This is a genomic window from Streptomyces sp. NPDC032126, from assembly GCF_055580085.1.
In genome coordinates, this window is the sequence record NZ_JBVIMA010000001.1 from 647,114 (window position 1) to 669,776 (window position 22,663).

Here is a 22,663-nt window from a genome sequence, read left to right on the forward strand (position 1 = left end):
CTTTCGCGCGCCTCTCTTTTTGCATTGGATGCGCCGCCCAACCCCCCTCCCCCCCCCCCCCCCCCCCCCCCCCCCACCCACCCCCCCCCCCCCCCCCCCCCCCCCCGGGTCCAGGTCGCGCCCGCGTCCGTCGACCGGTACACCGCGTTGTCCTTGTCCGCGACCCCGACGTAGATCGTCCTGGTGGTGCTGCCGGACGTCCCCGTCGACTCGTCGAAGGTGACCCAGACGATGCCCTGGTTGTCGCTCGCGTACCCGCTGGTGTCGCTGGGATCCTGCACATAATTGCCGACGTTCGGGAAGTTCGTCACCTGCGACCAGGTCGCGCCCGAGTCCGTCGACCGCCACAGTCCCTTGCCGCTGGGCGCGCCCAGATACAGCACGCTGTTCCTGTTCGGGTCGACCGCGAGCCGCTCGCCCATGCCCCGGCCCGGCATGTTGCCGCCCAGCTTGAACGGCAGATCCGCCTTCTGCCAGCTCGCCCCCCGGTCCGCGGACCGCAGCACGGCCCCGTTCATCGGGTCCCAGCTGTTGGTGTACGTGCCGACCGCCGCGTACACCTTGTTCGGATCCACCGAGTCGGAGGCCAGGCTCACCACGCCGGTGTGCCCCCACTCCGTCCAGCCGACCGAGTCCAGCAGCGGCGTCCAGGTCTTGCTCGACTCCTGCCATCGGTACGCCCCGCCGATGTCGGTGCGGGCGTAGACGAGGTTCTGCTCCTTGCGGTTGAAGACGATGCCGGGGACGAAGCCGCCCCCGTCGATCCGGGCGTTCTTCCAGGTGTACGACTCGGCGGCCAGGGGCGTCGCGGGCGCGTCCGCCGCCGCGAGCGCGGGCGGGGTGCCCGCGAGCAGGCCGGCGGCCAGCGCCAGAACGGCCGTGAGGATGCGGGTTCTTCGCACGGTGGGGGTCCTTCCTCGGTTCAGCCATGTGGGAGAGGAGGTTGTACGAAGGGCGCGACACCGGGCGGTCCCCACAGCGGAGGGGGACCGCCCGGCGCGCTACGCGGAGCGAGAGCGGGGCTTACTCAAGGAGCTCCGCGTACGAGCCCATGGCGAGGGCGATGTCCGCCTGGGCCCAGAACCGGTGGTACGTGAACACGGGCGCGGCACCGCCCGCGAGGTAGCTCTCGATCTTCGACCAGGCCGGGTCGCTCTTGTAGAAGGACCGGAGCGAGGCGAAGGTCGAGGAGGAGTTGATCGAGTCGCCGTTCGGCATGGTGCCGCTGAAACCGCTCGGGACGTACACGCTGTCCTTGAAGCGGTTGTAGTCGGCGCGGGTCTCCGGGACCGCGATGCCGAGCGCGTCCTGGTAGTTGGACCACATGCCGTCCAGGAGCGCCTTCGCCGTCGTCTTCGCCCTCGTGTCACCGGACTTGGCGGCGTAGTACGAGAGCGTCTTGGCGAACGCGCCCGCCACACCGACGTCATTGGTGTAGTCGGCGACGGTCACGTGCAGTCCCGCGTTGGCGCCGGGACTCGACGCGTTCCAGGTGTCGGGCTGGCCCGACCACTGGAGCGTGGCGGGGATCTGGAAGGTGCCGTCCGGGTTGATCGTGGTCTTGGACAGCGCCCAGTCCACCCACTTGTCGAGGATCGCCTTCGCCTTGGCGTTCCCCGTCTGCTGGTAGTACTCGGCGACCCGCTCCATCGACCACGCCTGGAAGCCGAACCACTGGTTGGACGGCGGGTCGTGGTAGACGGGCTGCTGGTCGTAGTACATGCCGTAGAAGGTGGAGGTGCCGGCCGGGGGAGTGGCGTACCGTCCCGCCCAGCTGTTGGTGGCACCGCCCGCGATGGCACCCTCGTTCGACTGCAGCCAGCGGTAGAACTCCAGCTGCCGGGTGAGCGAGGTGCTCCAGTCCGTCGCGCCCGTCGACGACTTGGGCTTCAGGTCGGCGTAGGAGCTCAGCGCGTACGCGGCGAGCGGGTTCTGGTAGCCGCCGTGGACATGGCTGGAGCCGATGCGCCAGGCCCAGCCCGCGCTGGTGTCGGTGGCGCCGCCCCAGGCGTAGTACCAGGACAGCAGGTAGTGCGAGGCGTCCTTGCCGGTGCCGGCCGGGCAGGCGGTCGGGCCGACGCAGTTGCCGATCTTCTTGAAGTACTTGTCGTACATCGCGTACCGCAGGTAGTCGCCCATCTTGGCGGCCTTGCCGACGGTCGCCGAGACATCGCTGCCCTTGCCCTGCTGCTTGGCCCAGACATCGGCCCAGTACGCGGCCTGCACCGCCCGTGCGTCGGCGTCCGGCGCGTCGGTGAACTTCCACTGCTTGGAGTAGGAGGAGTCACCGGTGAACAGGTCCAGGTAACCGTTCCTGCCGCCGTACTTGAACTGGTCGCAGGTCGGCTGCGGCACGGTCTCCCACACCGACTCCTGCGCGCCGCGCTGGAAGGTGTTGATGTACGACGGTCCGGTCGCGGTCGGCCCTGCCTCGCACTTGCCGGGCTCGTTGCCGTAGCCGTAGACGTTGTCGACGTCCTGCAGCCAGTGCATGCCGTAGATGTCGTCCGTGCCGTACGCGGACTTCAGCTCACCGGCGATCGGATCCGATCCGACCGACACCCCGGTGTCCAGCCTCGCCGGATACTCGTTCGGCGTGTCCAGCTCGGGCGCGTACGTCGCCGGCTTGGAGGCGCCGTAGAAGGAGTTCGTCGGCTGGTCGGCGTGGGTGGGGATCATGTACTTCTCCATGATGGCCCACGCGCCGTTGAACTTGCTCCAGTCGCCGGTGACCTTGCCGTACATCGCCTGCAGCCAGAGCAGGTAGCTGTACGCCTCCGACGTGGTCTCGTGGCCCTGGTCCGGCGCCTCGACGATCAGCGTCTCCACCGAGTGGTACGGGATGCCCTCGGGGGAGAAGTAGCCGTTCGCCGGGTTGGTGATCTTGCCGTACAGGTCCAGGAAACGGGCGTCGTAGGTCTTGGTGGCGGCGATCTCGGTCACCGTCACCGTAGCCTTGGCGAGGCCGGTGGCCGTCGAGTCGAAGGTCGCCGCCCCGGTGCCGGAGGCGTCGGCGGTGACGGTCACCTTCTGTGCCGTGTTCCAGTTCGACGGGGTGAAGGTGAGCGAGGCGCCGCCGGTCACCGTCAGCCCCGTGTTGCCGCCGGTGCGCGCGGTGGTGACGGTCACGTTCGACGACGGCTGCGTCGAGAGCTTCACGTCGTACGTGCCCGACTTGCCCTGCTGGACGGCGAGTTGGTTCGTCGACGCGACGATCGCCGGTCCCGCGGCGACGGTGATGCCGACCGGGGTGGAGGCGGCCGACGCGCCGAGGCTGTCGTACGCCTTCGCCACCAGCGAATGACTGCCCACGGTCAAGCCGGAGGCGGAGAGCGTGTACGGCGCGCTGGTGTCCGTGCCCAGCAGCGTGGTGTCGTCGTAGAACTCCACCTTGCTGATGGTCGCGTTGTCCGCGGCCGCGGCCGTCGCCGCCAGCGGGACGGCGTTGCCCTGGGTGTAGACCGCGCCCGCGGTGGGGCTGGTCAGCACCGTCACCGGGGGCTGGTGGGCGCCGGCGCAGGTGGTGCCGTTGATCGCGAAGTTCGTGGGCGCGGTGTTGGTGCCGCTGTAGGTGAACTGCGCGCCGGTCGTCACCGAGGCGTTCGCCGCGATCGCCCCGTTCCACGAGGCGTTCTGCACCGTGATGGAGCTGCCGGACTGCGACCAGGTGCCGTTCCACCCGTTCGACAGCTTCTGGTTGCCGCTGTAGCCGTACGTCAGCGTCCAGCCGTTGATGGCGTCGGTGCCTCGGTTGGTGATCGTGAGGTCCGCGGTGAAGCCGGAGCCCCAGTCGTTCGTCTTGTAGTCGACGCTGCACTGAAGTGCCGCCGCGTGGGCGGGAGTTGTGAGCGTGCTCAACGTTGCCAAGGGGAGCGCGAGGGCCGCCACGGCGGCGGTCCACAGGCGCCGCGCCGTGCGGCGTCTGCGTGGGGGATGCATGTGCTGGTTCCTCCTTGCGGCTCGGGAGAAGGGGGGAGGAGCAACAAGCCTTGAACCAGTGGGAGCGCTCCCATAGTGGGGACGGGGCTCCGAGCGGTCAAGGTGCTTGAAGAGTCGAAAAGATTCGACGTGCGGTTGTTGGGGGAAAGTCAGCGACTCCCCTGTTCTTTACCGGCACTTGGCGCTAGCTTCAGGGACACCAGTGGGAGCGATTCCATCAGTCGACGCGTCCGTCACGGCGCGCTGAGCTGCAAGGAGTCGCTCATGCGACACCCCCCGCGTTCAGTACTTTTAGCCGTGGCCGGGGCGGCGGCCCTCGTCACGGGCGCGCTGCTGCCGGTCGTCCCGGCTGAGGGAGCCACACCCGTCTGCACGGTGGAGTACTCGGTCACCGGCCAGTGGGGCACCGGCTTCCAGGGCGCCGTGAAGATCACCAACAACGCGGCGGCCGTGAACAGTTGGACCCTGACCTTCGACTTCGCCAACGGCCAGAAGGTCACCCAGGGCTGGAACGCCAAGTGGTCCCAGTCCGGCACCACCGTCACCGCCTCCAACGAGAGCTGGAACGGCGCGCTCGGCACCGGAGCGAGCGTCAGCGCCGGCTTCCTCGCCTCGATGGCGGGGGGCAACACAGCACCGACCGCGTTCAAGCTCAACGGCACCACCTGCAACACCGACACCGAACCGACCCCGACCGACCCGCCGGGCCCCGGTGGCGGGCCGCCGGTGCTGCACGTCTCGGGCAACAAACTCGTGGACGCCGACGGAAAGACCCGGCGTCTGCTCGGCGTCAACCGCTCCGGCGGCGAGTACATGTGCGTGCAGGGCTACGGGATCTGGGACGGCCCCGTCGACGACGCCGCACTCAAGGCGATCGCCGACTGGAAGGCGAACACGGTCCGCGTCCCGCTCAACGAGGAATGCTGGCTGGGGCTTTCCAACATCAAACCCGAGTACGGCGGCGCGAACTATGTGAACGCCGTCAAGGGCCTGGTCACCCGCATCGAGGCGCACGGCATGACCCCGCTGCTGGAGATGCACTGGTCCTACGGCCAGTACACCGGCAACTCGGCCGGCTGCTCCGATGTGCACGCGAGCTGCCAGAAACCGATGCCCGACATGCAGTACGCACCCGGCTTCTGGTCGTCCGTCGCGAACACCTTCAAGAGTGATCGCGCGGTCGTGTTCGACCTGTTCAACGAGCCCTACCCGGACCGCGCCACCGCCACGACCACCCAGGCCTGGCAGTGCTGGCGGGACGGCGGCACCTGCTCCGGCATCGGGTACGAGGTCGCCGGTATGCAGGATCTCGTCGACGCCATACGGTCCACCGGCGCCACCAACCCGATCCTCGTCGGAGGGCTCGCGTACTCCAACGACCTCAGCCAGTGGCTGACGTACCGACCCACCGACCCGGCGGGCAATCTCGCCGCCGCGTACCACGTCTACAACTTCAACTCCTGTGCGAACGAGAGCTGCTGGAACTCCACCCTCGCCCCCGTGGCCGCCCAGGTCCCCCTGGTCGCCGGCGAGATCGGCGAGAACACCTGCTCGCACAGTTTCGTCGACCAGGTCATGAAGTGGTTCGACGACCGGAACCTGTCGTACCTGGGCTGGACCTGGAACACCTGGGACTGCTCCTCGGGCCCGTCGCTGATCTCGAACTACGACGGGACGCCCACCGCGTACGGCATGGGGCTGCGTGACCGTCTGCGCGCCCTGAACGGATGAATCCGCACCACACACCCCAAGAAGGACAAGGAATCTCGCACTCATGAGCCGTAGCAGAACAGCGATCCTCGCGGCCCTGGCGCTGGTCGCCGGCGCCTCCGGGACGGCGCTCGCCGTCGTCCCCGGGGACCCCGGCATCACCGCCGTCCCCTGCACCGTGGACTACAAGGTGCAGACCCAGTGGGACACCGGCTTCACCGCCGCCGTGACCGTGACCAACAACTCGGCCGCCAAGTCGAGTTGGTCGGTGAAGTGGTCGTACGGAGGCAACCAGAAGGTGACCAACTTCTGGAACTCGAAGATCACCCAGAGCGGCACGGCCGTCACCGCCGCCAACGAGAGCTACAACGGCACGCTGGCGACCGGCGGTTCGGTCAGCTTCGGGTTCAACGCCTCCTACAGCGGCACCAACTCGATTCCGGCGACCTTCACCCTCGACGGTGTGACCTGCAACGTCGACAACGGCGGCGGCACGCCCACGGACCCCGGCACACCCACCGGCCCGGGCACCCCGTCCACCAAGGTCGACAACCCCTACGCCGGCGCCAAGGTGTACGTGAACCCGGAGTGGTCCGCCAACGCCGCCGCCGAGCCGGGCGGCAGCCGCGTCGCCAACCAGCCGACCGGCGTCTGGCTGGACCGGGTCGCCGCGATCGCCGGCGCCGGCGGGAAGATGGGCCTGCGGGCGCACCTCGACGAGGCCCTGAAGCAGAAGGGCAGCGGCGAGCTCGCCGTCCAGCTGGTGATCTACGACCTGCCGGGCCGCGACTGCGCGGCGCTCGCCTCCAACGGTGAGTTCGGGCCGACGGACATCGACAAGTACAAGACGCAGTACATCGACCCGATCGCCGCGATCCTCGCCGACCCCAAGTACGCCTCGCTGCGGATCGTCACCACGGTCGAGCTCGACTCCCTGCCGAACCTCGTCACCAACGTCTCGCCGCGCAACACCGCCACCCCCAACTGCGACACGATGAAGGCGAACGGCAACTACATCAAGGGCGTCGGCTACGCGCTCAACAAGCTCGGTGACGTCCCCAACGTCTACAACTACGTGGACGCCGGGCACCACGGCTGGCTCGGCTGGGACGACAACTTCTCGGCGACGGTCCAGACGATCAAGCAGGCGGCGACCGCCGAGGGCGCCACACTGAACGACGTCCACGGCTTCATCACGAACACCGCCAACTACAGCGCGCTGAAGGAGCCGTACTACACCATCAACGACTCGGTGAACGGCAAGTCCGTGCGCGAGTCGAAGTGGGTCGACTGGAACCGGTACGTCGACGAGCTCTCCTACGCCCAGGCCTTCCGCCAGGAGGCCGTGAGCCAGGGCTTCCCCTCGGGCGTCGGCATGCTCATCGACACCTCCCGCAACGGCTGGGGCGGCAGCGCCCGGCCGACCGGTCCCGGCGCCAAGACCGACGTGGACACCTACGTCGACGGCGGCCGTATCGACCGGCGCCTCAACACCGGCAACTGGTGCAACCAGGCCGGCGCCGGCCTCGGCGAGCGTCCGCAGGCCAGCCCGGCGGCCGGGATCGACGCGTACGTGTGGATGAAGCCCCCGGGCGAGTCCGACGGTGCCAGCTCGGCGGTCCCGAACGACGAGGGCAAGGGCTTCGACCGGATGTGCGACCCGACCTACACGGGCAACCCGCGCAACAACAACCACATGTCCGGTGCCCTGGCGAACGCGCCGCTGTCCGGCCACTGGTTCTCGGCGCAGTTCCAGCAGCTGATGCAGAACGCGTACCCGCCGCTGCCCTGATCCGCTGAGACCGTGGTCCGCCGGTGCCGGCCGGACGCTCCGCGCCGGCTCCGGCGGACCGCATACAGCACATCGTGTTTGCCATACCGGCAACAGCAGTGGCCTCCGCCCGGTGGGTCGGCGCACGCTGGCGACATACCGACGAGAGGCTGACCACCATGGCGCACCAGCACGACGAGTCACATCGGCATCAAGAGCGGGGCGGCGACCAGCACGGGTCCGGGCAGGGACACCGCCACGGTTACGGCCACGGCACCGACATCGACTGGGCCGAGATGGCCGTGCACCTGGAGTCCCAGGCCGAACTGTTCACCCCGCTCTACGAGCGGGCCCTGGCCTGGCTGGGCAAGGAGGTCACCGAGCCCGGGCTGATCGTCGACGTGGGCAGCGGCCCGGGCGTGGTCTCCGGCCTGTTCGCCGAGACCTTCCCCGGCGCCCGGGTCGTCGCCGCGGACGGCTCCGCACCGCTCCTGGAACGTGCCCGGGAGCGGGCGGAGCGCTTCGGCTACGGCGACCGGTTCGGCACCCTCCTCGGCGAACTCCCCGGCTCCCTGGACGAGCTGCACTACCCGGCGGACCTGATGTGGGCCGGCCGCAGCCTGCACCACCTGGGCGACCAGCGCGCCGCCCTGGCCGCCTTCGCGGCGAGACTCGCGCCCGGCGGCACTCTGGCGATCATGGAGGGCGGACTGCCGACCCGCTTCCTGCCGCGCGACCTCGGCTTCGGCCGCCCGGGCATCGAGTCGCGCCTGGAGGCGCTGGAGACGGAGTGGTTCGCCCGGATGCGGGCCGACCTGCCGGACACCGTCGCCGAGACCGAGGACTGGCCGGCGCTGCTGACGGCGGCGGGCCTGAAGCACACCCGCACCCGCAGCTTCCTGCTGGACCTGCCCGCGCCCGCCTCGGAACGGGCGCGCGCGTACGCGGCCACCTCCCTGGCTCGGCTGCGGGACGCCGCCGGCGAGGAGCTGGACACGGAGGACCGCGCGGCGCTCGACCGGCTGCTGGATCCCGAGGACGAGGCAGGTGCCCACCGTCGACCGGATGTGTTCGTCCTGGCGGCGCATACGGTCCACACGGCGGTGAAGCCGGTGTAGTGCAGGGTGCAGCTTGACCTGGAGAGCGCTCCAAGTGATGGACTCCCCTCGTCCGAGCAACTCAATGGGGGTACGCCATCATGAACAACTCTCCGGTCGCACTGATCACCGGCGGCGGCAGCGGCATCGGCGCCGCCGTGGCACGGCAGCTGCTGGGCGCCGGGTATCGGGTCACGGTCACCGGGCGCGGCGAGGAGCGGCTGCGGGCGTTCGCCGCGGAGCTCGGGGAGCCGGAGGAGCTGCTGACCGTCGTCGGCAGCGCGTCCGACTACGACCACATACAGTCGGCGGTCGACCGTACACTCAAGGAGTTCGGCCGACTGGACACCGTCGTCGCCAACGCCGGCAGCGCCACCCATGACTCCGTGGCCGCCGGCGACCCCGCCGGCTGGACGGAGATGGTGCTGACCAACGTCCTCGGCCCCGCGTTCCTCATCCGGGCCTCCGTCGAGGCGCTCAAGGAGACCCGGGGACGGATCGTCCTCGTCGGCAGCGTCGCCGGCTTCGTGAACACGCCGGGCAACCTCTACGGGGCGACCAAGTGGGCGGTGACCGGCCTCGCCGAGAACACCCGGCGCGAGGTGACGGAGTTCGGCGTCGGCGTCACCCTGATCGCGCCCGGACGCGTCGAGACGCCCTTCTGGGACAGCTACGGAAGCCTCCCGCCCGGCCACCTCCTGACCGCCGATCAGATCGCCGACTCGGTCGTCTGGGCCGTCCGGCAGCCCGAGGGCGTCGACATCAACACCGTCGTCGTACGCCCCATCGGCCAGCCGAACTGACCCGCGCACCCCCTGTGCGGCCCGGTGGGGGACCTCTCGGGACCCCTCACCGGGCTCCAAGTGACCCACGTCACATTTCTGTCGTACGATGAGGGTGCAATCCGGCTCACACCCGTCATCCTGGACCCGAAAGTGTCCGGGGGATCGGGGGGCGGTCATGGACCGTTACGTCAACCACAGCAGGGCCGGGTGGACCGAGTTGCGCGTCCATGGCGTGTCGGGCACCCCACCCGAGTCCGAACTCGGCCATCCCGCAGTGCAGTTGGAGGCCGGTGACGGCCAGGCCGGGTTCTATCGCCGGGTGTGGGAGACACCCGTCGGCGTGCGGGACGGCGACGGTTTCCGGCGCGAGGGCTACTCCTGGGGAAAGCTCACCTCCGGTGACAACTCCCGTGCGCTGTGGCTGCTCCTGCTGCCCTTCATGTTCGTCAATCTCGCGCACTACATGGACCCGGGCCACCGCATCAAGGATCCCGGCACGAAGAACAGCCGGGTCTACGTCGTCCCGGAGCGCTACGCCGTTCAGCGCCTGATCGCGCTCTCCCTGACCGGCACGTATGTGCTGGCCGCGACCGGTGTCTCCATGGACCTGGTCGGCTGGCAGTGCGGCAAGGGCGGACAACCCACCTGCGGAGGCGGGACGTTCTGGCTCGACTGGCTCGGCTACGACTGGCTGGACTCCCCGGGGCGTCACCTCGTCGTCGCGGCCCTGCTGCCCCTCGCGCTGATCGGTCTGCTGTGGTGGCTGGCCCGCCGGACCTGGGCCACCATGGAGGCCCAGCAGATGCCGCAGACCGACGACGACGACGTCCGACTCCTCCTGGAGGACCGGGAGTTGTGGAACGGACGCGGACCGGTGCGCCAGCTGCGCGCCCTGCACGTCACCGCCGCCCTGGCCCTCGTGGGCGTCCTCCTGCTCGCACCGCTGCTGCCCGACGGCGACCTCACCACGATCGGGGACGGCGACACCTGGCACCCCCTGCCCGACGCCCTCCTGCGCAATCTGCTGCTGCTCGCGCTGCTCGGCGTCCTCACGGCCGTCGTCGTATGGATTCCCTGGGCCGGCCGACGCAAGCGGCCCACGTCGCACCAGGAGGCCGTGCCGCGCGAACGCGACGGGTACCGCTTTCTGCCCTGGGGCACGCTGCTGCTCGTCGCCGGAGCGATGGCGGTGGCGAGCCGGGGCGCGGCGAACGGCAACACCGGCGCCACATCGGACGAGTTGCCGTGGCAGGTGAACACCGTGCGGGCGCTGATCCTCGTCCAGGCCGCGCTCCTGGTGTTCCTGACGCTCTCTCATCTCCTCCGGGGCCGCGGGCACGATCCGGAAGCACGCGCGGAAGGCCGTCAAGTGGCGTTCATCGACCGGGACTTCCCCGGACCGGTCTGGGGCGGCATGGGCATGGTCTACGTGACGGTGCTCGCCAGCCTCCTCGCGACCGCCCTCGCGGCCGGGGTCACCCTGCGCGTCGCCGAGATCCTGGGCGCCCCGGCCGTGCCGCACCACCAGGACTACGTGTCGGTCGGCGAGCGGCCGATGGTCGTGCCGACCGCCTACTTCTGGGCCGCCGTCTGCGCGCTCGCGCTCGTCGCCGTGGCGCTGGTCGTGGGCGTCCTCGCCTGGTCGACCGAGATCCGGAGCAAACGCCCGACCTACGAGACGCGGGTCAGCGGCGCCTACCCGGACGCCGCCGGGGACACCCCCACCGTCGCGGACCGACGCCGGTCGATCGCGGGTTCCTGGGCCCTCGCCCAGGGGCTGGCGCAGTCCGCCCAGACCACGCTGGCCTGGCTGCTGCCGGCGGCGACCGCGATCGCGATCGCCGGCATCGTGCTGGACTGGACCATCGGGCCTGCGCTCGTGACCCACGGCGGAACCTGGCTGACCACCACCGCGAACATCGTCCTGACCGGCCTGATCGCCGCGCTGCTGTGGGCCGGCCGCCAGGCGTACCGCAGCGAGGCGTTCCGCCGTTCCGTCGGCATCCTCTGGGACGTCGGCACCTTCTGGCCGCGCGCCACCCACCCCTTCGCCCCGCCCTGCTACGCGGAGCGCACCGTGCCCGATCTGCTGACCCGGCTGGAGTACCTCACCGCGCCCGCTTCCGGGAACGGGGCGCGGGGCCATGTCCTGCTGTCCTGCCACTCGCAGGGCTCCGTGATCGGCGCGGCGGTGCTGCTGCAGGCCCGTACGGAGGCGAGCGTGCGCACGGCGTTCCTGACGTACGGCTGCCCGTTGACCCGGTTGTACGCGCGGTTCTTCCCCGCCTACTTCGGGGCCCGTACGGTGGACCGGCTCGCGCAGGTGCTCGCCAACGAGGGGCGGCTGGGGGACACCCACGCCACGATGACCATCGACGACGACGGAACGCGCTGGCGCAACCTGTACCGGGCGAGCGACCCGATCGGCGGCTGGGTCGCCCGCCCCGCGGAGCCGCTGCGCCCGGGAGACGCCCTCGCCTCCCTGGACAACCAGCTCGTCGATCCGCTGTTCTTCGCGAAACAGCCCGGCGACACCCGTTTCCAGCCGCCGAAGGGCCACTCCGACTACTTCGCCGATCCGGCGTTCGACCAGGCCGTCGCGGGGTGGGTGGAGGAGACGACGGAAACGGCCGCATCCATGCCGGAGCAGCCCGAGCAGGGCACACCGGAGCAGGGCACACCGGCGGGCGTGGCCCCCGGGGAGACCCCCGGCGACCACGCCCATCCGCACGCCTAGCGGCTCAGCCGACCTCGAACGTCGCCGGATCCGGGCCGATGCGCCGGTCCTCGTTGAGCGCGCTGATCGCCGCGAGGTCCTCGGTGTCCAGCGAGAAGTCGAACACGTCGATGTTCTCCCTGATCCGCGACGGCGTCACGGACTTCGGGATCACGATGTTGCCGATCTGGAGGTGCCAGCGCAGGACGACCTGGGCGGGCGTGCGGTCGTGCTTCTGCGCGATGGCCACGACCGCCGGGACCTCCAGCAGCCCCTTGCCCTGGCCGAGCGGCGACCAGGCCTCGGTGGCGATGCCCTGCTCGGCGTGGAACGCGCGCGAGGCGTGCTGCTGCAGATGCGGATGCAGTTCGATCTGGTTGACCGCGGGGATCACCGAGGTCTCGGCGATCAGCCGCTCCAGATGCTCCGGGAGGAAGTTGGAGACACCGATGGCCCGGACACGCCCGTCGGCGTGCAGCTTCTCAAACGCCTTGTACGTGTCGACGTACCGGTCGCGCGAGGGCAGCGGCCAGTGGATGAGGTACAGGTCGACGTAGTCCAGACCCAGCTTCGCCAGGGACACGTCGAAGGCGCGCAGCGTCGCCTCGTAGCCCTGGTCGCTGTTCCACAGCTTGGTCGTGACGAAGACGTCCTCGCGGGGCACACCGGAGGCGGCGATGGCCTTGCCGGTGCCCTCTTCGTTGCCGTAGATCGCCGCTGTGTCGATGCTGCGGTACCCGGCCTCCAGAGCGGTGGCGACCGCCCGCTCGGCCTCGTCGTCCGGCACCTGCCAGACGCCGAAACCCAGCTGGGGCATCTCGACGCCGTTGTTGAGGATGATCGGGGGGACCTTGCTGCTCACGAGCCTTTGATCCTTCGGTTGTCCGTCAGGTTGTGCTCCCATCGTCAACGATCACACGACCGTACGCATTCCTCTCCCCGCACTTCCGCGCACATCCCGTGCGGCCTCAGGTGCGGTACAGGGCGTCGACCTCGTTCGCGTAAGCGTTCTCGATGGCTTTGCGCTTCAGTTTCAGCGACGGGGTGAGCAGTCCGTGCTCCTCGGTGAACGGCTGGGCGAGGATACGGAACGTGCGGATCGACTCCGCCTGCGAGACCAGCGTGTTCGCGGCGACCACGGCCCGGCGCACCTCGGTCTCCAGGTCCGCGTCGCGCACCAGGTCGACCGGGGCCAGCTGCGGCTTTCCGCGCATCTGCAGCCAGTGCTCCACCGCCTCCTGGTCGAGGGTGACCAGGGCGGCGACGAACGGCCGGTCGTTCCCGACGACGATGCACTGGTTGACCAGCGGATGGTCGCGCACCCGTTCCTCCAGCAGACCGGGGGAGACGCTCTTGCCGCCGGAGGTCACCAGGATCTCCTTCTTGCGGCCGGTGATGGTGAGGTAACCGTCCTCGTCGAGCGAGCCGAGGTCGCCGGTGGCGAGCCAGCCGTCGTGGAGCGCCTCGTCGGTCGCCTTCGGATTGTTGAGATACCCCTGGAAGACGTTGTCGCCGCGCAGCCAGATCTCCCCGTCGTCCGCGATGTGCACGGTCAGACCCGGGATGGGCCGGCCGACCGTGCCGTAGCGGGTGCGGCCGGGCGGGTTGGCGGTCGCGGCCGCCGTCGACTCGGTCAGCCCGTAGCCCTCGTAGATCTGCACGCCCGCGCCCGCGAAGAACAGGCCGAGCCGGCGGTCCATGGCCGAGCCGCCCGACATGGCGTGCCGCACCCGGCCGCCCATCGCGGCGCGCACCTTGGAGTAGACGAGCTTGTCGAAGAACTGGTGCTGCATCCGCAGCCCCGCCGACGGGCCGGGCCCGAGGCCCCACGCCTTCGCCTCCACGGCGTCCGCGTAGTTCACCGCCACCTCGACGGCCTTCTCGAAGGGGCCGGACCTGCCCTCCTTTTCGGCCTTGCGGCGGGCCGCGTTGAAGACCTTCTCGAAGATGTACGGCACGGCGAGGAAGAACGTCGGTTTGAACGCGGCGAGGTCGGGCAGCAGGGCCGCCGCGTTGAGCTGCGGCTGGTGTCCGAAGCGGACCTTGCCGCGGATCGCGGCGACCTCCACCATCCGTCCGAAGACATGGGCGAGCGGCAGGAACAGCAGGGTCGCCGCCTCGTCGCCCTTCTTGGAGTGGAACACCGGCTCCCAGCGCTGGATCACCGTGTCCGCCTCGTACATGAAGTTGCCGTGCGTCAGGACGCAGCCCTTGGGGCGGCCGGTCGTACCGGAGGTGTAGATGATGGTGGCGACCGAGTCGGGGGTGACCGCCTCGCGGTGCCGGTGCACCACCTCGTCCTCCAGGTGGGCGCCCGCGTCGTACAGCTCCTGCACGGCGCCCGCGTCCAGCTGCCACAGCCGGCGCAGCCGCGGCAGACGGTCGATGACCGTGGCGATGGTCATCGCGTGGTCCTCGTGCTCCACGATGGCGGCGGTGACCTCCGCGTCGTGGAGCATCCAGAAACACTGCTCCGCCGACGACGTCGGATAGATCGGCACCACCTGGGCGCCGATGGTCCACAGCGCGAAGTCGAACAGGGTCCACTCGTAACGGGTGCGGGCCATGATCGCGACCCGGTCCCCGAATCGCACGCCCTGCGCCAGCAGCCCCTTGGCCAGCGCCAGCACCTCGTCGCGGAACTCGGCGGCCGTCACATCGCGCCAGCGGTCCGTCTCGTCCTTGCGGCCCAGCGCGACGTACAGCGGGTCCTGCTGGGCGTACTCGAACACGACGTCGGCCAGACCGCCGACCGGCGGCGCCAACGCCAACGGAGGATCGGTGAACTCGCGCAAACCCCGCTCCCAGCTCCCTGGCCGCTCAGCGCCGTGAAAGCTACCCCACCCGGCGACGGGGCGGGAGGGGTGGCGAACGTGAGGAGTGCTCTCGGGCACCCTGGTCACGGGAGGAATATGGGCTCACATGCGGAAGGGTCGGACAGAAAACCGACGGTTCAGTAAGTTTCGGTGCCGTAATCTCCACCGAATCTGCCCGCTCCACTCACGCGCCCCGGCGGGGTTTTCGCCGACCCGGCCGCGCGGCCTCGGCTCCTCACTCCTCCCTGCGTACGGCCGCCCGAATCCGTCACACCACCGCCCTGCTCCTCGAACTATGCGCCGTGGGGGCAGGGAGTATCTGTCGGCTGCGGGCCGTGTGTGGCCGGTCGCGCTCGCGCGGCGGTAGCCGCATATCGAACAGAGCCCCGCGCCCCTATAGGGCGCGCTGCCATCGACGTCCGTTCACTTGACCCGGCTCGTCACCGATGGTCAGTGCCGGCGCAGTCGGTCGCCGCTCGCCAGGATCGCCGCGGCGAGGGCGTCCGCCGCGCCCTGGGCGGCCGTCCGGCGGCGGCCGTGGACCAGGACGAAGTCGACCCGGCCCAGCTCCGGCAGACCGGCCCGGTCGGGGACGCGGACCAGGCCCGGCGGGATCAGGCCGCGCGAGTGGGCCATCACGCCGAGGCCGGCCCGGGCCGCCGCGATCAGCCCGTTGAGGCTGCCGCTGGTGCACACGATCCGCCACGCGCGCCCCTGCCTTTCCAGCGCCTCCAGCGCCAGCGCGCGGGTGATGCCGGGAGGCGGATAGACGATGAGCGGCACCGGGCGGTCGCCGTCGAGCCGCAGGCGCTCCGCGCCGATCCACACCAGCTCGTCGTGCCGGACGAGTTCGCCGGGCGGGTCCCCGGGGCGCCGCTTGGCCAGCACCAGATCGAGCTTTCCGGCGGCCAGCAGCTCGTGCAGGGTGCCGGACAGCTCGACCGTCAGTTCGAGATCGACCTCGGGGTGCTCGTAGCGGAAGCCCTCCAGGATCTCCGGCAGCCGGGTCAGCACGAAGTCCTCGGACGCCCCGAAACGGAGCCGGCCGCGCGGCCGGGCGCCGGTGAAGAAGGCCGTGGCCTGCTCGTGCACCTCCAGGATCCGGCGCGCGAAGCCGAGCATCGCCTCGCCGTCCTCGGTCAGCTCCACGGAATGCGTGTCCCGCGTGAACAGCGTGCGCCCGGCCGCGTCCTCCAGCCGCCGCACATGCTGGCTGACCGTCGACTGGCGCAACCCGAGCCGCCGCGCTGCCTGCGTGAAGCTCAGCGTCTGCGCCACGGCCAGGAAAGTACGCAGCTGGGAGGGGTCGTACATGCCGTGATCCTAACGCTGTCATCGAGGAGCGTGATGACAGTCAGAGCGGTATGACGGATTCCCGATCGCAGGTTCGAGGGGCAGGATGGGGAGGGAGGGGAAGGGGATCTCCGGCACCCGCAAGCCGGGGACGAACCCGGACGACTGTGAACGTGACGAGCGCGTGGAGAACCGTGAAACGCCTGCACTGGCCGAGCCGGCTGCCGATCGACCCGTACATCGTGCTGTTGCTCGGGACGGTGGGCATCGCCGCTCTCCTGCCGGCCCGCGGCGCGGGCGCCGAGGTGGCCTCCGCCGCCTCCACCGCCGCGATCGCCTTCCTGTTCTTCCTGTACGGCGCCCGTCTGTCCACCCGTGAGGCGCTGGACGGGCTCAGGCACTGGCGGCTGCACATCACCGTCCTGGCCTGCACCTTCGTCGTCTTCCCGCTGCTGGGCCTGGCCGCGCGCGGCCTCGTGCCGGTGCTCCTGACCCGGCCGCTCTACGACGGTCTGCTCTTCCTGACCCTCGTCCCGTCGACCATCCAGTCGTCGATCGCCTTCACGTCGATCGCCCGAGGGAACGTCCCGGCGGCGATCTGCGCCGGCTCCTTCTCCTCCATCGTCGGCATCGTCCTCACCCCGCTGCTGGCGGCCGCGCTGCTCGGCAACAGCGGCGGCGGCTTCTCCGCGGACTCGATGATCAAGATCGTGCTGCAACTGCTGGTGCCGTTCCTGGCGGGGCAGGTGCTGCGGCCCTGGATCGGCGGCTACGTCGCACGGCACAAGAAGGTCCTCGGCTACGTCGACCGGGGCTCGATCCTCCTCGTCGTCTACACCGCGTTCAGCGAGGGCATGGTGCGGGGCATCTGGCACCAGGTCAGCCCGCTGCGGCTCGGTGGACTGCTCGCCGTTGAGGCGGTGCTGCTGACCGTGATGCTGGCCCTGACCTGGTACGGGGCGAAGGCGCTGCGCTTCGGTAGGGAGGACCGGATCGCCATCCAGTTCGCGGGCTCGAAGAAGTCCCTCGCCTCCGGGCTGCCCATGGCGAGCGTCCTGTTCGGCGCGCATGCCTCACTAGCGGTGCTGCCGCTGATGCTGTTCCACCAGATGCAGCTGATGGTGTGCGCGGTCATCGCCAAGCGACGCTCGCGGGATCCGCAGTCGGGGGAGGAAGGGGGAGCGGAGACCGACGCCGAGGCGGGGGAGGGGGCCGGGGGGTCACGGAAGGCGGTGGATTCGGGGGCGCGCTGACGGTCGGCGGTATGCGTTCCCCGCGCCCACGGCGCCTCCTGAGCCCCTGCGGCTACGGCACGAGAACGACCTTCCCCAGATTCGACCGCGACTCGATCGCCTCGTGGGCCTTCGCCGCGTCCTCCAGGGCGAATTCCCCGTGCACGGCCGGTCTCAGCTCACGCGCCTCGAACATCCGCCACAGCTCCTGCCGCCACCGCTCGTACACCTCGGGCTTTCCCCGTGCGATCAGGGCCATCTGGAAGCCGATCACGGACTTGGCGCCGACGAGCAGGTCGTACGCCGCGATCGTCCCGCCACCCGAGCTGTACGCCACGAGTCGCCCGCCGGGGGAGAGGGCGCCGAGGGCGGACGTCAGCAGTTCGCCGCCGACCGCGTCCAGTACGTAGTCGACCGGATCCCCCCATCCCGGGTCGGTGTACCGGACCACCTCGTCGGCGCCCAGGGAGCGGACGAAGCCGGCCTTGGCCGGGTCGGAGACCGCGGCCACCACCCGTCCGGCGCCCCGCGCCCGCGCCAGTTGTACGGCGAGGTGCCCGACCCCGCCGGCGGCGGCCGTGATCAGCGCGGACTCGCCGGGCTCCGGCCGTGCCGCGGTCAGAGCGCCCAGGGCGACCAGCCCGCTGCGGACCAGCGCGACCGCGTCAACGGCGCCGGCGCCGTCCGGCACGGGGGAGGCCATGGCCTCGTGCAGGAGCGCGAAGTCGGCGTAGCCGTGGCCGAAGCACAGGCCGGTCACCCGGTCTCCGGCGCGGAAACGGGTGACCTCGTCGCCCACGGCCACGACCTCCCCGGCGATCTCCCCTCCGAGCGGGATCGGCTCCGCGGCCTCGGTGACCTTGCGCACCACGGGGAGGGTGACGCCGACGGCCTCGCAGCGGACGAGGAGTTCCCCGGGTCCGGGCCGGGGGACCGGGGTCTCCTCCAGGAACAGGGGGCCGCCGGGGACGTCGTAGCGGACGCGACGCATCGCACCTCCAGAAAACGTTGGGATCACCCATGGATTCATTGGGTGCCCCAACGGTACTCATGAACTCGTGGGGAAGTCCAATGATTTCCGTTGGAACTCCCCATGTTTTTCGTGGGGAACCCCAACGGCTTCTCGGCTAGGCTGCGGTCATGGCCGACGCCCCCCTCCCCGCCATCCGCTCCCTGCCCAGCTGGCTGCTCGGCCGGGCCGCCGCCCGTGGGCGCTCCCTGGTCGCCGAGGCGCTCGCCGCCGAGGGCATGAGGATGTGGCACCACGTCGTGCTGTCCGCCGTCAGCGACCTCGCGCCCGTCGCCCAGGCCGACCTCGGCCGCAGCGTCGGACTCGACCCCAAGGACCTCGTCGGCGTGCTGAACGACCTCCAGTCCGCCGGGCTCGTCGTCCGCGAACCCGACCCGAAGGACCGCCGCAAGAACGCGGTGTCCCTCACCGACGACGGCGCCCGGATGCTCCGCCGCTGCGAGGAGGCCGCGAAGACCGCCAACGACGAGCTCCTCGCCCCGTTGGACGACGCCGAACGGGACCAGTTCATGGGCCTGTTGATCCGGATTTCCGGTACGGACGGCTGACGGCGGATAACGTTCCGTCATGACCGCACCTCTCGCGCTGGATCCCGCGCGCACCGCCCTCGTCCTCGTCGATCTGATGGACCGGATCGTCGCGCTGCCCCTGGAACCGCACAAGGGCACCGAAGTGCTCTCCGTCTGCGAGGAGTTGGCGACCGCCTTCCGGGCGGCCGGCGCCCTCGTCGTCCTCGTCCGGGTCGAACGGCCGGGCGTCGCCGAACAGCCGCCGGGCAGCGGCCTGGTCCAAGGGCTGCTCCAGGACGGCGACCTGGAGATCGTGAAGCGGACCATCGGCGCCTTCCAGGGCACCGCGCTCGACGAGGGCCTGCGCCAAGGCGGCATCGACACCGTGGTGTTCGGCGGCATCGCCACCAACCTCGGCGTCGAGTCCACCGCCCGCGCCGCCGGCGACCTCGGCTACCGGCTGGTCTTCGTCGAGGACGCGATGACCGCCTTCACCGAGGCCGAGCACCAGGCGTCGGTGACGCTGGACTTCCCCCGCCTGGGCACGGTCGTACGGGCGGCCGAGGTGACCTTCCCCCGCGACGCCTGACGTCCCGCGGTCGTGCCGGGGCCCCGTCCCGTGTCGCGGGCGCCGGTCAGTCCTGGGCGGCCGCGGTCCGCAGGGCGAGCCGGTGTTCGCCCGCGTACACGTTCATGGACCTGCCCCGCAGGAAGCCCACCAGGGTCAGACCGGTCTCCGCCGCGAGGTCCACCGCGAGGGAGGACGGCGCCGAGACCGCCGCGAGCACCGGGATCCCCGCCATCACGGCCTTCTGCGCCAGCTCGAAGGAGGCCCGGCCGGAGACCAGCAGGATGGTGCGCGACAGGGGAAGCCCGCCGCTCTGCAGGGCGCGGCCCACCAGCTTGTCGACCGCGTTGTGCCGGCCCACGTCCTCACGGACGTCGAGCAGCTCGCCCTCCTCGGTGAACAGGGCCGCCGCGTGCAGGCCCCCGGTGCGGTCGAAGACCCGCTGGGCCGCCCGCAGCCGGTCGGGGAGGGCGGCGAGCAGATCGGGGTCGACCCGGAGCGGGGGAGTGTCGGCGATGGGCCAGCGGGCCGTTGTACGGACCGCGTCGAGACTGGCCTTGCCACACAGCCCGCAGGAGGAGGTGGTGTAGACGTTGCGCTCAAGGGTGATGTCGGGGATCACCACATCGGGGGCCGTCCGCACGTCGACCACGTTGTACGTGTTCGCACCGTCCGCGGTCGCCCCCGCGCAGTAGACGATGTTCCGCAGATCGGACGCGGTCGCCAGGACGCCCTCGCTCACCAGGAAACCCGCCGCCAGCGCGAAGTCGTCGCCCGGCGTGCGCATCGTGATCGCCAGCGGTCTGCCGTTGAGCCGTATCTCCAGTGGTTCCTCGGCGACGAGGGTGTCCGGGCGGGTGGAGACCGCCCCGTCGCGGACGCGGATCACCTTGCGCCGTTCCGTGACACGTCCCATGTCCTGATCAGCCCCGGTTCTGTACGTGCGGAGATTGCCGTGGGCCACCGGGTTGTCGTGCGGCGAGGTGACCTTCACGATCTCATTGTCCTGCACGTGGACCGTGAGACGGCAGCCCACCCCGCCGCCCGCCGGCGCGGGTGCCTGTTCGACAGATGCTCGGGCGTCCGACGGCCTGAGGGAAGCCGACAACACGCGCGCCCGATTCCTGTCGCTTCACCTGCCCGCGTACCCGTGAGTCACTGATCAGACTGGTGGATCCCGCAGCCCGCGCAACGAGGGGAACCGCCCACATGAACGGCTCGCGCATCGTCGCCGTCGGTCACTACCAGCCCGCCAGGGTGCTCACCAACGAGGACCTGGCGGGCATGGTCGACACCAGTGACGAGTGGATCACGTCGCGAGTGGGCATCCGGACACGCCACATCGCCGGCCCCGACGAACCCGTCGACGAGCTGGCCGCGCACGCCGCCGCCAAGGCGCTCGCGGCCGCCGGACTCGCGCCCGCGGACATCGACCTGGTGCTGGTGGCGACCTCCACCGCCGTCGACCGCTCCCCGAACACGGCCGCCCGGGTCGCCGCGCGGCTCGGCATCCCCCGGCCCGCGGCGATGGACGTCAACGTGGTCTGCGCCGGGTTCACCCACGCGCTGGCCACCGCCGATCACACGCTGCGCGCGGGCGCCGCGAGCCGTGCCCTGGTCATCGGCGCCGACAAGATGTCCGAGGTCACCGACTGGAGCGACCGCACCACCTGCGTCCTGGTCGGGGACGGAGCGGGGGCCGCCGTCGTCGAGGCCTGTCCGGCGGGCACCGAGCCGGGCATCGGGCCCGTGCTGTGGGGATCCGTGCCGGAGATGGGACACGCCGTACGCATCGAGGGGCAGCCGGCGCGGTTCGCCCAGGAGGGGCAGAGCGTGTACCGGTGGGCGACCACCCAACTGCCTCCGCTGGCCCGGCAGGCGTGCGAGCGCGCCGGGCTCGCTCCCGAGGACCTCGCCGCCGTGGTGCTGCACCAGGCGAACCTGCGCATCATCGAACCGCTCGCGGGGAAGCTGGGCGCCGTCAACGCGGTGATCGCGCGCGATGTCACCGATTCGGGGAACACCTCCGCGGCCAGCATTCCGCTGGCGCTGTCCAAGCTGGTGGAGCGGGGCGCGGTCTCCGGCGGGGACCCGGTGCTGCTGTTCGGCTTCGGCGGCAACCTGTCCTACGCGGGACAGGTCGTACGGTGCCCGTAGCGGGCGAAGTCCGGTCGGCCGGGGTCTCGGCGGGAGCGTGACGCGTCCGACGGCACGCGGCTCCGGCGACTGTGGTCCGTAGGCTGGAGACGAAAGCCCATCGACAGGGGGACCGCGATGTTGTCGACCGGACTGCCGCACGGCTCGGTGCCCAGGCTCGAACGGCCCGGCCCGCTGCGCGACCGCGTGTACGAGGCGCTGCTCGAACTCATCACCACCCGCGCCCTCCAGCCCGGCCAGCACCTCGTCGAGAGCGAACTCGCCCACCACCTCGGTGTCTCCCGCCAGCCGGTGCGCGAGGCGCTCCAGCGGCTGAACACCGAGGGCTGGGTCGATCTGCGGCCCGCCCAGGGCGCGTTCGTGCACGAGCCGACGCAGCAGGAGGCCGACCAACTCCTCACCGTCCGCGCGCTGTTGGAGGCCGAGGCCGCCCGGCTGGCGGCCGCCAACGCCACCACGGACGGCATCGACGAGCTCGACCGGATCGTGGAGATGGGCCTGCAGGCCGTCACGGACGACGACCTGGACGCCGCCGTCGCCCTCAACGCCCGCTTCCACGCCAAGATCATGGAGCTGGCCGGCAACGCGGTCCTCGCCGGACTCGCCGCCCAGGTCGACCGGCGGGTGCGCTGGTACTACGCGCCGGTCGCGAGGCGGCGTGGCCGGCAGTCCTGGGTGGAACACGGGGAGCTGGTCACCGCGATCCTCAACCGGGACGGGCAGGAGGCCGTGCGGCTGATGCGGGAGCACACCGAGCACACCCGGACGGCGCTCGCCGGCGCGTGACACGCCCGTCACCTGCGGTGAGCGTCGGCCGCGCAAGGTGGCCTGCCTGCGGATACGCAGGTGAAACGCACTCCGAAAGCTTGGTATTGTTGTCCATGTCGCCGCGGGGAACACCTCGCGAGCGGCAGACACCTGGTCCGGGTGGCGGAATGGCAGACGCGCTAGCTTGAGGTGCTAGTGCCCTTTATCGGGCGTGGGGGTTCAAGTCCCCCCTCGGACACCACACCTAGAAGGCTGGTCGGGATCTCTCCCGG

The 22,663-nt window shown here is 70.6% G+C and carries 17 protein-coding genes and 1 tRNA gene; 11 read left to right on the plus strand and 7 right to left on the minus strand.

Annotated features, from left to right (window positions below):
- Both ACZ5NW_RS02760 and ACZ5NW_RS02765 read right to left on the minus strand, forming a co-directional pair.
- Positions 1 to 902 (minus strand): WD40/YVTN/BNR-like repeat-containing protein (locus tag ACZ5NW_RS02760; RefSeq protein WP_468741889.1); only part of this gene is annotated, 902 nt, incomplete at its 3' end.
- A 121-nt stretch (positions 903 to 1,023) separates the two neighbouring features.
- Complete coding sequence (locus ACZ5NW_RS02765; RefSeq protein ID WP_468741890.1) at positions 1,024 to 3,939, minus strand: glycoside hydrolase family 48 protein; 2,916 nt, start codon at positions 3,937 to 3,939, stop codon at positions 1,024 to 1,026.
- 264 nt (positions 3,940 to 4,203) lie between these two features.
- Here ACZ5NW_RS02765 and ACZ5NW_RS02770 point away from each other — a divergent pair, with 264 nt between their 5' ends.
- From ACZ5NW_RS02770 to ACZ5NW_RS02790, 5 genes are all read left to right on the plus strand, one after another.
- Positions 4,204 to 5,670, plus strand: coding sequence for a cellulase family glycosylhydrolase (locus tag ACZ5NW_RS02770; RefSeq protein ID WP_468741891.1), 1,467 nt, complete (start codon positions 4,204 to 4,206; stop codon positions 5,668 to 5,670).
- 43 nt (positions 5,671 to 5,713) lie between these two features.
- Positions 5,714 to 7,441 carry a glycoside hydrolase family 6 protein gene (locus tag ACZ5NW_RS02775; RefSeq protein WP_468741892.1) on the plus strand — a complete coding sequence of 576 codons (1,728 nt, stop codon included), beginning with the start codon at positions 5,714 to 5,716 and terminating at the stop codon, positions 7,439 to 7,441.
- A gap of 158 nt (positions 7,442 to 7,599) precedes the next feature.
- The gene (locus ACZ5NW_RS02780; protein WP_468741893.1) at positions 7,600 to 8,538 is read left to right on the plus strand and encodes a class I SAM-dependent methyltransferase; all 939 of its coding nucleotides are present in this window, start codon (positions 7,600 to 7,602) and stop codon (positions 8,536 to 8,538) included.
- An 80-nt stretch (positions 8,539 to 8,618) separates the two neighbouring features.
- Positions 8,619 to 9,320 (plus strand): SDR family oxidoreductase, encoded by a 702-nt coding sequence (locus ACZ5NW_RS02785; RefSeq protein WP_468741894.1) that lies wholly within the window; start codon positions 8,619 to 8,621, stop codon positions 9,318 to 9,320.
- A 157-nt stretch (positions 9,321 to 9,477) separates the two neighbouring features.
- Entirely contained in the window at positions 9,478 to 12,039 is a 2,562-nt protein-coding gene (locus ACZ5NW_RS02790) for a hypothetical protein (protein WP_468741895.1), read from the plus strand.
- Positions 12,040 to 12,043: 4 nt separating this feature from the next.
- Here ACZ5NW_RS02790 and ACZ5NW_RS02795 read toward each other — a convergent pair whose 3' ends face one another.
- The 3 genes from ACZ5NW_RS02795 to ACZ5NW_RS02805 form a co-directional block, all read right to left on the minus strand.
- Positions 12,044 to 12,880 (minus strand): aldo/keto reductase, encoded by an 837-nt coding sequence (locus ACZ5NW_RS02795; RefSeq protein ID WP_468741896.1) that lies wholly within the window; start codon positions 12,878 to 12,880, stop codon positions 12,044 to 12,046.
- 106 nt (positions 12,881 to 12,986) lie between these two features.
- Positions 12,987 to 14,813 carry an AMP-dependent synthetase/ligase gene (locus ACZ5NW_RS02800; RefSeq protein WP_468741897.1) on the minus strand — a complete coding sequence of 609 codons (1,827 nt, stop codon included), beginning with the start codon at positions 14,811 to 14,813 and terminating at the stop codon, positions 12,987 to 12,989.
- A gap of 471 nt (positions 14,814 to 15,284) precedes the next feature.
- Complete coding sequence (locus ACZ5NW_RS02805; protein ID WP_468741898.1) at positions 15,285 to 16,148, minus strand: LysR substrate-binding domain-containing protein; 864 nt, start codon at positions 16,146 to 16,148, stop codon at positions 15,285 to 15,287.
- A 173-nt stretch (positions 16,149 to 16,321) separates the two neighbouring features.
- Between ACZ5NW_RS02805 and ACZ5NW_RS02810 the strand changes: the two genes are divergently transcribed.
- Positions 16,322 to 17,380 (plus strand): bile acid:sodium symporter family protein, encoded by a 1,059-nt coding sequence (locus ACZ5NW_RS02810; RefSeq protein WP_468741899.1) that lies wholly within the window; start codon positions 16,322 to 16,324, stop codon positions 17,378 to 17,380.
- Between the two features lie 52 nt (positions 17,381 to 17,432).
- Here ACZ5NW_RS02810 and ACZ5NW_RS02815 read toward each other — a convergent pair whose 3' ends face one another.
- Entirely contained in the window at positions 17,433 to 18,350 is a 918-nt protein-coding gene (locus ACZ5NW_RS02815) for a quinone oxidoreductase family protein (protein ID WP_468741900.1), read from the minus strand.
- Between the two features lie 149 nt (positions 18,351 to 18,499).
- Between ACZ5NW_RS02815 and ACZ5NW_RS02820 the strand changes: the two genes are divergently transcribed.
- Both ACZ5NW_RS02820 and ACZ5NW_RS02825 read left to right on the plus strand, forming a co-directional pair.
- Positions 18,500 to 18,937, plus strand: a complete 438-nt coding sequence (locus ACZ5NW_RS02820; RefSeq protein ID WP_468741901.1) for a MarR family winged helix-turn-helix transcriptional regulator — start codon at positions 18,500 to 18,502, stop codon at positions 18,935 to 18,937.
- A 19-nt stretch (positions 18,938 to 18,956) separates the two neighbouring features.
- Positions 18,957 to 19,487 carry an isochorismatase family protein gene (locus ACZ5NW_RS02825; RefSeq protein ID WP_468741902.1) on the plus strand — a complete coding sequence of 177 codons (531 nt, stop codon included), beginning with the start codon at positions 18,957 to 18,959 and terminating at the stop codon, positions 19,485 to 19,487.
- A 46-nt stretch (positions 19,488 to 19,533) separates the two neighbouring features.
- Here ACZ5NW_RS02825 and fdhD read toward each other — a convergent pair whose 3' ends face one another.
- Positions 19,534 to 20,577, minus strand: coding sequence for a formate dehydrogenase accessory sulfurtransferase FdhD (gene fdhD / locus ACZ5NW_RS02830; protein ID WP_468741903.1), 1,044 nt, complete (start codon positions 20,575 to 20,577; stop codon positions 19,534 to 19,536).
- A 98-nt stretch (positions 20,578 to 20,675) separates the two neighbouring features.
- Here fdhD and ACZ5NW_RS02835 point away from each other — a divergent pair, with 98 nt between their 5' ends.
- The 3 genes from ACZ5NW_RS02835 (at position 20,676) to ACZ5NW_RS02845 (ending at position 22,632) form a co-directional block, all read left to right on the plus strand.
- The gene (locus tag ACZ5NW_RS02835; protein WP_468741904.1) at positions 20,676 to 21,623 is read left to right on the plus strand and encodes a beta-ketoacyl-ACP synthase III; all 948 of its coding nucleotides are present in this window, start codon (positions 20,676 to 20,678) and stop codon (positions 21,621 to 21,623) included.
- Positions 21,624 to 21,740: 117 nt separating this feature from the next.
- Complete coding sequence (locus ACZ5NW_RS02840; protein ID WP_468741905.1) at positions 21,741 to 22,409, plus strand: GntR family transcriptional regulator; 669 nt, start codon at positions 21,741 to 21,743, stop codon at positions 22,407 to 22,409.
- Positions 22,410 to 22,544: 135 nt separating this feature from the next.
- A tRNA-Leu gene (locus tag ACZ5NW_RS02845) sits at positions 22,545 to 22,632 on the plus strand.
- Positions 22,633 to 22,663 lie beyond the last annotated feature (31 nt).